Origin of the sequence: Enterococcus sp. AZ011 (assembly GCF_050548355.1) — a bacterium.
Lineage (GTDB): Bacteria > Bacillota > Bacilli > Lactobacillales > Enterococcaceae > Enterococcus > Enterococcus faecalis.
The window spans coordinates 2,759,933-2,772,427 of record NZ_CP172959.1 but is presented as its reverse complement, the minus strand read 5'-3'; the positions used below and the strand labels follow the sequence as shown (position 1 = coordinate 2,772,427).

At 38.2% G+C, this 12,495-nt stretch carries 13 protein-coding genes; all 13 read left to right on the top strand.

Annotated elements, in window-relative coordinates; all coding sequences use genetic code 11:
• Positions 1-234: 234 nt before the first annotated feature.
• Positions 235-1,035, top strand: coding sequence for an SDR family oxidoreductase (locus IGL36_RS13315; RefSeq protein ID WP_002355987.1), 801 nt, complete (start codon positions 235-237; stop codon positions 1,033-1,035).
• 15 nt (positions 1,036-1,050) lie between these two features.
• Entirely contained in the window at positions 1,051-2,913 is a 1,863-nt protein-coding gene (locus IGL36_RS13310) for a BglG family transcription antiterminator (RefSeq protein ID WP_002397733.1), read from the top strand.
• On the top strand, positions 2,910-3,395 hold the full coding sequence (locus IGL36_RS13305) for a transcriptional regulator GutM (protein ID WP_002355985.1): 486 nt from the start codon (positions 2,910-2,912) through the stop codon (positions 3,393-3,395). Before IGL36_RS13310 ends, IGL36_RS13305 begins: the two co-directional genes overlap by 4 nt.
• Positions 3,395-3,949, top strand: coding sequence for a PTS glucitol/sorbitol transporter subunit IIC (srlA, locus tag IGL36_RS13300; protein WP_002355983.1), 555 nt, complete (start codon positions 3,395-3,397; stop codon positions 3,947-3,949). The genes IGL36_RS13305 and srlA overlap by 1 nt, the downstream gene beginning before the upstream one ends.
• Positions 3,950-3,965: 16 nt before the next feature.
• Entirely contained in the window at positions 3,966-4,961 is a 996-nt protein-coding gene (gene srlE / locus IGL36_RS13295) for a PTS glucitol/sorbitol transporter subunit IIB (protein ID WP_002355982.1), read from the top strand.
• A gap of 23 nt (positions 4,962-4,984) precedes the next feature.
• On the top strand, positions 4,985-5,341 hold the full coding sequence (locus IGL36_RS13290) for a PTS glucitol/sorbitol transporter subunit IIA (RefSeq protein WP_002355981.1): 357 nt from the start codon (positions 4,985-4,987) through the stop codon (positions 5,339-5,341).
• A 27-nt stretch (positions 5,342-5,368) separates the two neighbouring features.
• A complete protein-coding gene (locus IGL36_RS13285) occupies positions 5,369-6,046 on the top strand; it encodes a fructose-6-phosphate aldolase (protein ID WP_002397734.1) in 678 nt (225 codons plus the stop codon).
• 200 nt (positions 6,047-6,246) lie between these two features.
• A complete protein-coding gene (locus IGL36_RS13280; protein ID WP_002361446.1) occupies positions 6,247-8,019 on the top strand; it encodes an oleate hydratase in 1,773 nt (590 codons plus the stop codon).
• 558 nt (positions 8,020-8,577) lie between these two features.
• The gene (locus tag IGL36_RS13275) at positions 8,578-9,564 is read left to right on the top strand and encodes a DUF3114 domain-containing protein (RefSeq protein WP_002397736.1); all 987 of its coding nucleotides are present in this window, start codon (positions 8,578-8,580) and stop codon (positions 9,562-9,564) included.
• Between the two features lie 247 nt (positions 9,565-9,811).
• Entirely contained in the window at positions 9,812-10,528 is a 717-nt protein-coding gene (gene rsmG / locus IGL36_RS13270; protein WP_010716707.1) for a 16S rRNA (guanine(527)-N(7))-methyltransferase RsmG, read from the top strand.
• A 15-nt stretch (positions 10,529-10,543) separates the two neighbouring features.
• On the top strand, positions 10,544-11,305 hold the full coding sequence (locus tag IGL36_RS13265; protein WP_002355976.1) for a ParA family protein: 762 nt from the start codon (positions 10,544-10,546) through the stop codon (positions 11,303-11,305).
• Complete coding sequence (locus IGL36_RS13260) at positions 11,298-12,188, top strand: ParB/RepB/Spo0J family partition protein (protein ID WP_002355975.1); 891 nt, start codon at positions 11,298-11,300, stop codon at positions 12,186-12,188. The genes IGL36_RS13265 and IGL36_RS13260 overlap by 8 nt, the downstream gene beginning before the upstream one ends.
• 117 nt (positions 12,189-12,305) lie before the next feature.
• Complete coding sequence (locus tag IGL36_RS13255; RefSeq protein ID WP_002355974.1) at positions 12,306-12,491, top strand: DUF951 domain-containing protein; 186 nt, start codon at positions 12,306-12,308, stop codon at positions 12,489-12,491.
• Positions 12,492-12,495: the final 4 nt, after the last annotated feature.

Genomic DNA, 12,495 nt, shown 5'->3' with positions numbered 1-12,495 from the left:
AGCTACTTATAACTCAGTTTAGTCTACATCGAACAAGGAAAAATCGCGAAAGTGCAAGGATAATAAAAATTTGAAGCAGTTGCTTCTTCACGGATGATTGATTGTGAAGAAGCAACTGCTTTTTTGTTTTGAATTAGTCTACTTTTTTTTCTAAACTGCAAAAAAAGACTGTCTTAAATAATTTCACAAACTGACCTATACTGAAAGCGCAAACAAATGATAGGAGTGGAACAAATGACAGATTGGTTAGGAATTAAAGGAAAAGTAGTGATTGTTACAGGAGGCTCATCTGGTATTGGTCGCAGCATTGTTGAAAGCTTGTTAGCACAAGAGGTCTATGTTGCTAATTTTGATATTTCAGCATCAGAAACGCAACATGAGCATTTACTCTTTGTGAAAGTCGATGTAACTTCTCGAGCAGAAGTAGAAGCGGGTGTCGCTCAAGTGGTGGAAAAATTTGGAACCGTAGATGGCCTAGTAAATAATGCCGGAATCAATATTCCTCGTCTATTGGTGGATAAAAATCATCCTCATGGGCCTTATGAATTATCGGATGAGGTATTCGACAAAATTGTAGCCATCAATCAAAAAGGGCTCTACCTAATGAGCCAAGCAGTGGGCCGGATTCTTGTACAAAAACAAGCAGGTGTCATTATTAATATGTCTTCAGAAGCTGGATTAGAAGGCTCCGAAGGGCAAAGCGCCTACGCTGCAACGAAAGCAGCGGTCAGCAGTTATACACGTTCATGGGCTAAAGAGTTAGGAAAATCAAACGTCCGTGTCGTGGGGATTGCGCCAGGCATTATGGAAGAAACGGGCTTGCGCACCTTAGCATACGAAGAAGCATTGGCTTATACACGAAACATTTCTGTGGAGCAATTGCGAGCAGGTTATTCAAAAACAAGTACGATTCCATTAGGTCGTAGCGGAAAACTCCATGAAGTCGCTGACTTAGTATGCTATTATTTATCAGACCGTTCAAGCTATATTACAGGCATCACCACAAACGTAGCTGGAGGTAAAACAAGAGGATAGAGGTGGGAAAACTAAATGACGCTAGTAAATAGATGGTACCAAGTAATAAAATTACTAGTTGATCACAAAGGAATGAGCTTACAGGAATTGCAAGAGAAATTAGCCGCAAGTCCTCAAACAGTTCGTAAAAACATTGATACATTGAATGATGAATTAATCGGTATTGCCCAAATTATTCAGAAGGAAAATCTCTTTCAGTTAGAAATCAATAACTTTGAAGGTTTTGAAGAGGTTTTGTCTGGACGGCTAAAAAGGGAATCTGATTTTAATTCTTCAAGCAAGCGTGTTTCCTACATTATCAAACGATTAATAGAAGAAGATCAATTTATTTCAACTTATGATTTATCCGAAGAACTCGCCGTTAGTCGCGGCACAGTTAATAAAGACATTAAGCGCATGAAAGAGCTGATTGCTCCTTGGCAGGTTGCGGTTGTAGGCACGCCAAACCGTGGCATTCATTTAGAAGGAAAAGAGTTTGATTTACGCTTACTTCATGTGAATTACGTCCAAGAATATTTTGAAGAACAGTTTCTTCATGAAACTACCAAACAAATGATACAAAAAATAATCAAAGAAACAAGACTAGCAAAACAAGATAGTTTTCTTTTACGAAGAGTGGTTTCAATTGTTTTGCAGCGTGTTTTAGCTGGAAAACTCATTACGGAACTACCACCAGAATATGTTGATTATGTTCGTCATAACGAGCAGATTGAAGAACTGATGTATCACTTGGAAATAACCTATAATGTAACGTTAAGCCAATGGGAACGTTCCTTTATCAGCTTTCCTTTTAACATCAACACAAACCATATTCGTAATTCTTTATTGGCTGATGAAGGACTCTTAGCTGACTATTTTCAAAAAATGATGAAAAAAATTCATCATTCAGTTGTTGTTGAATTTGATGAGGACTTCTTGTTTTCAGAAATGAAAGATCATTTAAGAAACGTGATGAATCGACTCGTTTTTCATGTGGAGTGTCACGATTTATTTTACGGAGAAATTGAACGACAATATCCTTTGGCCTATGAATTAGCCAAGATTGGCTTGCAAGAATTGGGCCGTTTGTTAAATCGTTGTGTGCCGACGGTTGAATTTGGGTATCTCGCTTTGTATTTTGAACTAGCATTGAGAGGGAACTATGAAGCGGGAGCCAAAAAAGAAATCGCTGTAATCTGCAGTACAGGTCATGGAACGGCCTTGATCATTCAGCGGCAATTAGAAAAAGTTTTGGGTCCAGACGTCCAGATTGCCCATTTTTCTGAAGAAGAGGCAGAGAGAAGAGAATTGAATCAATATTTTGCTATTTTTACAACCATTCCCTTAAAAAATATTCGACCACAAACACCGATGATCCATTTAACTAATTTATTTAACGATACTTGGCTCAGAAATGAGTGGCAGAGAGCAAAAGAAATTCGTTCCGTGGAATCTCAAAATATTCATATGACCTATCAATTATTAGAGAATACTCAAGGTTACCGAGCGAATATCCAGAAAATGATTGCTGATTTAGAAGCAGAAAAATTAGTAGATCCCCGATTTATCGAACGAATTTTTACTAGAGAAGATCAACAAACAACTATTTTTGAATCGGGGATTGCCTTTCCCCATACAATTAATCAAGCCTTACCAACGATTATTTTATCGATTGGGGTTTTTGAAGAATCACTGGTTACACCAGAAGGTAAAGTTGATGTTATTTTGCTGTTGGGTATTCCAGAAGAGCTGACGGCCACTGTTGAAGCAGAGTTACTACAACTATATGACCGCTTGTTTACAATCGCAGGAGACGAACGTTTACGTAATGAATTACGGAAGCAACGAGATGTTTTAGCGGTTAAAGAGTGGATGCAAAGGAAGGGGATTATCATATGAGTTTTATCTACGTATTCGGGGCGCTTTTTTTAACAGCTTACTTCGTTCAGATAGCTATGGGAATGAAACAGATTAAACACTTTAATCAAAACTACCAAGAATTGCGACAATTAGGAAAAGTCGCGATTGGTCGACGTGCAGGGAAGTTAAAAGCAGGCACGATTATCTTGTTTGCTGTGGATTCGCAAGGGAAAATCTTAGCCGCTAGAAAGATGCAAGGTGTCACCGTTCTAGCTAAATTTCATCCCTTACCTCAGTACGTGAACGAGGATATTCATTATATGGATCATTACCATCCACTCGTACAAAAGGAAAATAAATTAACCCAACAAGCGATGGAAAATGCACGAGAAATTTACTTACGTGTTGAGCTTGGCAATTATCAAGAAACACAACCATTAACGCCGCTTAATGGAGCCAAAATTCAATGGCAATTATGGAAAAATAAAGTACAAACAAAATTGAAAGGAAGTGTCGAGTAATGTCTTATATTACAAAATTTGCGGAAGGATTTATGCACCTTTTCCAAACAGGAGCAGAAACATTTATTTCTTGGATGACAGGCATCGTACCTGTTGTTTTGATGTTAATGGTAGCTATGAATACTTTAATTGCTTTTCTAGGAGAAGAAAGAGTAACCAAGGTAGCCAAACTTTCTGCCAAAAATCCTGTTACGCGGTATTTAGTGTTGCCTTTTTTATCCGCTTTTATGTTAGGCAATCCAATGTCCTTTACGATGGCTCGATTTTTACCAGAATACTATAAACCTAGCTATTATGCTGCACAAGCGCAATTTTGTCATACCAGTAATGGAGTTTTTCCTCATATTAATCCTGGTGAATTGTTCGTTTGGTTAGGGATTGCGCAAGGGATTGATACGTTAGGACTAAATTCGATGGACCTAGCGATTCGCTATATGTTTGTAGGGATATTAATGAATTTTATTGGCGGTTGGGTTACCGATTTCACTACCGCCTATGTTTGCAAACAACAAGGAATTACCCTTAGTAAAACAGTAGAGATTGCTGTGGATTAGAAAGGAGCAAGGTGAGATGACGTACAATAGTATTAAGGTAGTTAAAGGAAATGGCGGTTATGGTGGGCCCTTAGTGATTACACCGACAGAAGAAAAACATAAATTTATTTACATTACAGGTGGCGGCGAGAAACCCGCAATCGTTGATAAAATCGTAGAATTGACAGGAATGGAAGCGGTCAATGGTTTTAAGACATCGATTCCAGATGATGAAATAGCATTAGCCATTATTGATTGTGGAGGCACTCTTCGTTGCGGAATTTATCCTAAAAAAGGAATTCCTACTATTAACGTTGTTCCAACTGGCAAAAGTGGTCCCTTAGCACAATACATTAATGAGACAATTTATGTTTCCGCTGTAGGCCCGAAACAGATTACATTGACATCAGAAGAAGCTGCTGCTGATACAGAAAAGCCCACCTCGAAAAAAACAGAATTTAAATATGATACAAGTAAAAAAATTACTGAACAAAAAGCGGAACAACAAAGTTTTGTTGCGAAAATTGGTATGGGTGCAGGAAAAGTTGTAGCGACATTCAACCAATCAGCCCGTGAAGGCGTACAAACGATGATCAACACAGTGATTCCGTTTATGGCATTTGTTTCTTTATTAATTGGTGTGATTCAAGGTTCAGGAATTGGTGAATTTTTTGCCAATATCATGGCGCCATTGGCAGGAAACATTGTGGGTTTAACAATTATTGGTTTTATTTGTTCTCTGCCATTTCTTTCTCCTTTATTAGGTCCTGGAGCAGTAATCAGCCAAGTAATTGGTACGTTAATTGGTGTGGAAATTGGGAAAGGCAACATTCCGCCACAACTAGCCTTACCAGCATTGTTTGCTATTAATACACAAAACGCGTGCGACTTTATTCCCGTGGGCTTAGGCTTGGAAGAAGCTGAAGCCGAAACCGTTGAAGTCGGGGTCCCTTCTGTTTTATATTCTCGTTTCTTAAATGGTGCCCCTCGAGTACTAGTTGCTTGGTTAGCAAGTTTTGGATTGTATAGTTAAAAAATTTTTTTGGAGGATGGGAAATGTCAGTATTTACAACAAAGGTTCAGTCTATTGGACCAGAAGCCGAATTATTTAAAGAAGAAAAAATGGTCATCTTATTTGGAAAAGATGCACCAGATGCTTTAGCAGATTATTGTTATAACATTGAGGTTCAGCCAGTCACAGAAGCGATTACGGACAAGCAAACGTTAGTGATTGATGAACAAACTTACCAGATTACCGCTGTAGGCGAGGTAGTATTAACTAATTTAGACACATTGGGTCACATTACTATTAAATTTGATGGCGCAACAACACCTGAATTACCAGGTACATTATATGTTGAAGAAAAAGCTATTCCTGAAATAACTGTTGGTACAACAATCACTATTCTATAATTATCGTTTAAGGGAGGAACGTAAAAGATGGAATTTATGCTAGATACAATTAATCTTGAGGCTATTCGAAAGTATCAGAAAATTTTACCACTGGCAGGCGTAACGTCTAATCCTAGTATTGTTAAGCAAGCAGGAAAAATTGACTTCTTTGCGCAGATGAAAGAAATAAAAAAAACGATTGGACAAGCGAGTTTGCATGTCCAAGTGGTCGGTCAAACGACAGAAGAGATGCTAGAAGATGCCCAAACCATTGTACAACAATTAGGCCAAGAAACATTCATTAAAATCCCAGTCAATGAAGCAGGCTTGGCAGCCATCAAACAACTAAAGCAGGCAAATTATCGGATAACAGCAACCGCTATTTATACAGAATTTCAAGGTTATCTAGCGATTGCGGCAGGTGCAGATTATTTAGCGCCGTATTATAATAGGATGGAGAATTTAACAATTGATTCTCAAAAGGTTATTGAGCATTTAGCTGCAGAAATTAAACGGACGAACGCAAAGAGTAAGATCTTAGCTGCTAGTTTTAAAAACGTGGCACAAATTAATCAAGCCTGTCAAATGGGGGCGCAAGCGGTCACTATCGCACCAGAACTCGTGAAACAAGGCTTGGCAATGCCCGCCATTCAAAAAGCAGTAACTGATTTTCAGGAAGATTGGGTTGCTGTTTTTGGAGTAGAAACGGTAAACGAATTAGCATAAAAAGAACGAGAAGAAAAAGCGGCCATTTTTCTTCTCGTTCTTTTTTTGTTTCACATGAAACATCTACGATTATTCACTTGCTTAAAAATTAGACAATTTTCTTTATTTGTCAAAGAATTTCTTAAAAAAAAGGGTTATCTTTTGGGTATTTTTTTTGGTAGCAGTATGATGAGGGTATCAAATGATAGGAGGAAACGAGAATGAGATACACAAATGGAAATTATGAAGCATTTGCTCGACCAAGAAAACCAAAAGGTGTAGATGACAAGAGTGCCTATATCGTTGGTGGTGGCCTAGCAGGTTTAGCAACGGCTGTTTTCTTAATTCGTGACGGTCAAATGAAGGGCGAAAATATTCACATTTTTGAAGAACTCACGCTGTCTGGCGGTTCTTTAGATGGTAAATTTATTCCCCATGATGGCTTTGTCACTCGCGGCGGACGCGAAATGGAAAACCATTTCGAGTGTTTGTGGGATCTATTTCGTTCGGTACCATCATTAGAAGTAGAAGATGCCTCTGTCCTAGATGAGTTTTACCGGTTAGATTTAGATGATCCGAATTCTTCAAATTGCCGCATTATTCATAACCGTGGCGAACGTGTCCCCGATGATGGACAATTTACTTTATCCAAAAAAGCACAAAAAGAAATCGTTGATTTATTTATGACTTCTGAAGATCAATTAATTGGCAAAAAAATTGAAGATGTTTTCGGCGAAGAATTTTTTGAATCCAACTTTTGGATCTATTGGTGTTCAATGTTTGCTTTTGAAAAATGGCACTCTGCCATTGAAATGCGCCGCTACATCATGCGCTTTATCCACCACATCAAAGGTTTGCCTGACTTTACAGCCTTGAAGTTTACCAAATACAATCAATACGAATCGTTAGTGAAACCATTACTAAGCTTTTTAACCAATCAAGGGGTAGACTTTCAATATGAAACAACGATCAATGATATCCAAGTCGACATCAAAGGAGCTACTAAAGTTGCTCGGCGATTATTGCTGACACAAGCGGGCAAAACCAAAGAAATTCCTTTAACTGAAAATGATTTAGTCTTCGTAACGAATGGCTCAATTACTGAAAGTTCGACGCAAGGAGATCATCATACACCAGCACCAATTACTCATGAACTAGGGGGAAGTTGGAATCTCTGGAAAAACTTAGCAAAACAATCCCCAGAATTTGGGCACCCAGAAGTTTTCTGTGAAAATTTACCAGATGAAAGTTGGTTTGTCTCAGCAACGATTACGTGGGAAAATTTCGATATTGAACCGTATCTTTCTCGGTTAACACATCGTAAATTACGCACAGGAAAAATTGTCACAGGTGGTATTATTACTATCAAAGACTCTAATTGGATGATGAGTTTTGCTATGCATAGACAACCGCATTTTAAAGAACAAAATGATCAACAATCTATAACTTGGGTATATGGATTACTTTCTAATAAACCAGGAAATTATATCAAAAAACCAATCGAACAATGTACAGGCCAAGAAATTACGCAAGAGTTACTTTATCATTTAGGGGTCCCAGAAGGGGAAATTGAACGTATTTCAGAAGAATCGGCTACCACTATTCCGGTTTATATGCCGTTTATCACTTCTTACTTTATGTTAAGAGAACCAGGCGATCGACCATTAGTTGTACCAAACGGCTCTAAAAATCTTGCTTTCATTGGGAACTTCGCAGATACTGAACGAGATACGGTGTTTACAACAGAGTATTCTGTACGGACAGCGATGGAAGCTGTTTATCAATTGCTAGAGGTTGAACGCGGAGTACCAGAAGTGTTTGCTTCTGCATACGACTTGCGCGTCTTAGCAAACTCTGTTTATTATTTATCTGACAAGAAAAAATTAACAGAAATGGATATGCCGTTCGTGGAACGCAAAATGGTTGAACACTTTGTGAAGAAATTTGAGGATACGTATATTGGTGATATTTTAAGAGAAAATCATTTAATTTAGTTGAAAGAGGTCGGGATAGAAGTGTTTAACTCCGAGAAATAAGAAGGAATTTCCGAAAATTGTTCTATAATTTTTGGAGAATTTCGGCTTATTTCCGAAGGAGTTGCTTCTGTTCCCGCCGTTTATCAGTTTTTGAGCGTGGAGCAAAAATCCAAAGTGATTTTTGTCCCATGCTCTTTTTTGTTGGATTATTAACCGATGAATAAATATTCATTATTGTGTATATTTCTTTTATGATTTTATGAATATTAAATATATAATATGTTGAACGGGAGTGGCCAGCGGGCAACTTCGCAAAAAAATCTTAATTTCTGAAGAGACTTTTTCGAAATTTTGTTGAAAAGAAGGCGCATTTTTACCATAGTTTCTTCACATTTAACGGCTATTATTTAAACATACCCGATAAACAAAACCCTAACAAAACACTTTTTCATTTTTTAACTCCTCCGCCCGCCCTTCCCCAAAGGGCGGGTTGTTTTTTTGCGTTAAAGTAGTTGGCATTTTGCGGGGAAAGGATTATCATTATAGAAGAAGTATATAGAAAAAGGCGGCGAGAAGATGGGACGTTGGCAAGAATTACAACAAGCAATGAGTGCTGGTGTAGAGGCGGCGATTGACGCTGGTTGGGACCGCCAAGCTGTTTATGGTTTAGTGGAAAGCGCCATAAAAGACACGCGTTTCTTGCCACTTGAGCAAGCGAAAACAGCAGTTGCGGAACTGTTTTCTGAAGTGGAAGAAGTGGGCTCTTCAGCGTATGAGCGATTATTTCGCTTTTCGGCTTATCGTCCGCAAGAAAAGCTCTCGTTACTGTTATGGCAATTAGGTGCAGTGTTGGATCAGCATGGCATGTTGCAATTAGTAGGACCTTATCGTTTCTCGAAGGCGGTTGCACCGCATGCGACGTTTTGGGATTTGTTGGCAAAAACAGTTCAAAAAGCCTATCCGTTAGGTCTTCTTGGGAGCTTTAATCAAGAGAAAGCGAAAAAGATACATCAATTAAGAATGTATATTGATCGTCAAAATATCACGTATATCCGCGATTTTTTTAAACAAGAAGGGGACACCGATGAACAGGCATTAAAACGCTATGTTTTTGCGGCCAAGCCGCAAGGGATGGGCGGGCGGAAGCTGAAAAAAAGCTCTGCTCGTTTGCACAACAAATACCCTGAGGGGGCATCTTATTCTTTAATTAATAAGAAACGATTGACGCCTAATTTTCACAGTGAGTTTATTTTGAATGAAGAAGGGACCTTTGTAACCCAGTGGGATGTGTTAGTTGAGGACTGGCGAGGCAGATTAATTAGTAATCCAGCCTATTATCAAGCGGCCAAAAACAGTGAATACCAGGAAAAAGTCTTGAATGGTGAATCGTTTAATTATGCAAATCGGAATAATCGTACCCATGAATTACTAGATAGTTCACCACCAGGGAGATTTGATCATCAATTACGAAAAACAGCCAAAAAAGGTTGGTTAAGTCCCCGTATCCAAGAATACGACTACCGCAGAGAACGACAAATAAAGTGCGATGATTATAGTAAGTAAAACAAGCCAATGTTTCACATGAAACATTGGCTTGTTTTACTCTTAGAGAAAGGCGGTTTTCGTTGCCGCCAATTGAACATTTTGGCCCGTGGCTAGAGACTTTTTACTACATAAAAAGGCGGGTTTTTCTTTTATCATTCAGGCAAAAATCTTCCGAAAAGCATTGCAAGAAATTGCTATTTGCGTTAAAGTAGGAAAAGATGATTGTGAAACATTTTTCTGTTTCACAAAAAAGGAAGGAGTCTTTATGCTACCCGAAGAATTTAGACAACTATTAGCCGCAAAAGGCATTGAATTGACAGACCAACAGATGACACAATTTGACCAATATTTCCATTTATTAGTAGAATGGAATGAAAAAATGAATTTAACAGCCATTACAGAAGAAAAAGAAGTTTATTTGAAACATTTCTATGATTCTGTTTCGTTGGCATTCTTTGAAGACTTTGCCAGTGACAAAGCCATTTGTGATGTTGGCGCAGGCGCAGGATTTCCAAGTATTCCTTTGAAAATTGTTTTTCCTTCATTAAATGTCACAATTGTTGACTCTTTAAATAAACGAATTACTTTCCTAACAGAGTTGGTGAATCAACTAGGTTTGGCTAATGTTTCTTTGTATCATGATCGTGCAGAAACATTTGGTCAAAAAGCAGAATTTCGTGGCGCATTTGATTACGTTACAGCGCGAGCAGTTGCACGATTAAATGTTTTAAGTGAACTGTGTTTACCCTTAGTTAAAAGAGAAGGCTATTTTTTAGCCTTAAAAGCATCGAAAAGTGAAGAAGAAATTAATGAAGCAAAACCTGCAATCGCTACATTAGGCGGTCAATTTCAAAAAGAAGTTGGTTTTACTTTGCCGATTACGGCAGACGAACGCCACATTGTCGTGATTCAAAAGAAAAAAGAAACCCCTAAAAAATATCCCAGAAAACCTGGATTACCAAATAAACAACCGATTAAATAAGATGGAGGCACACACATGACACGAATTATTTCTGTAGCGAACCAAAAAGGCGGCGTTGGTAAAACAACGACCACTGTAAATTTAGGCGCATGTTTAGCAAACTTAGGCAAAAAAGTCTTACTGATCGACATTGATGCACAAGGAAATGCTACCAGTGGCATGGGTGTCCCTAAACCAGATGTCGCACACGATGTGTATGATGTCCTTGTAAATGAAGAACCAATCACTAGCGTGGTTCAACATACCAGCCGTGAAAATTTAGATATTGTCCCTGCAACTATTCAATTAGCAGGCGCTGAAATTGAATTAACTTCAATGATGGCTCGAGAATCGCGCTTGAAATTAGCAATTGATGAAGTAAGAGACATGTATGATTTCGTTTTAATTGATTGCCCGCCTTCTCTAGGGCATTTAACAATCAATGCTTTTACAGCAAGTGATTCGATTCTAATTCCTGTTCAATGTGAATATTACGCATTAGAAGGCTTGAGTCAATTGCTAAATACGATTCGCTTGGTTCAAAAACATTTTAACCCTGAATTGAAAATTGAAGGGGTCTTGTTAACCATGTACGATGCTCGGACCAATTTAGGTGCCGAAGTCGTTGAAGAAGTCCGTAAATATTTCCGTGAAAAAGTCTATGACACGATTATTCCAAGAAATGTCCGTTTATCCGAAGCACCAAGTCATGGTTTACCAATCATTGACTATGATATTCGCTCAAAAGGTGCCGAAGTGTATCAAGCACTAGCAAAGGAAGTGTTGGAGAATGAATAAAGGCAAAGGTTTAGGCAGAGGCATCGATGCCTTGTTTCAAGATATCGCAAAGCTAGAAGATGTCGACGTTAAGAACGAACAAGTGACAGAAATTCTATTAAACGAACTTCGTCCCAATCCTTACCAACCGCGGAAAACATTTGATGAAACCTCTTTACAAGAACTTGCAAACTCGATTCTACATTCCGGTGTGTTTCAACCGATTATTGTTCGTAAATCGGCAGTTAAAGGCTATGAAATTATTGCAGGTGAGCGTCGGTTCCGGGCTTCTAAATTAGCCGGCAAAGAAAAAATTCCCGCAATTATTCGCGAATTTGATGAAGAATCCATGATGCAAGTTGCTGTTTTGGAAAACTTACAAAGGGAAGATTTAAATCCGCTAGAAGAAGCAGAAGCCTATGAAATGCTAATGAAAAATTTGAAATTAACACAAGCGGAAGTCGCAGAACGTTTGGGAAAAAGTCGCCCGTATATTGCCAATTATTTACGGTTGCTAACTTTACCAGATGCGGTCAAAGCAATGGTTCAAAAACAAAGCATGTCAATGGGTCAAGCACGGACGTTATTAGGCTTGAAGAACAAAGAACAGCTATTGCCATTAGCTAATCGTTGTATTAAAGACAATTTAACGGTTCGACAATTAGAACAACTTGTCGCTGAATTAAACGAAACACAAGGCAAAAAGGGCAAAAAAGCGAAAAAAGCCATCAAAGAAAAACCCATTTATATTCGAGAAAGTGAAGACCGCTTAATGGATAAATTTGGGACAACCGTAGCGATTCAAGAAAAAGAAGGCAAAGGAAAAATTGAAATTGAGTACTTGTCCTCTTCGGATTTGGCTAGAATTTTAGATATTTTAGATATTCATTTTGACGAGGAATAAAAAGCAAAGTGAGAAAGTAAGACAGAAAGTCACAAATCCTTTTGCTAGTTTCGTTAAAAAATGGTATTGTAATCATGGTATTTTTATATAAGTAAGAGAAGAAAGAAGGCTTGGAACATGTATGATTTAGGCGATATTGTCGAAATGAAAAAGCCGCATGCTTGCCAAGCAAATCGTTGGCAAATCATTCGCATGGGCGCTGATATCAAAATCAAGTGCACGAATTGCGGGCATATTGTCATGATGCCGCGTCGTGATTTTACTAAAAAATTAAAAAAAGTAATCGAGAAAAAAGCAGACTAATGCT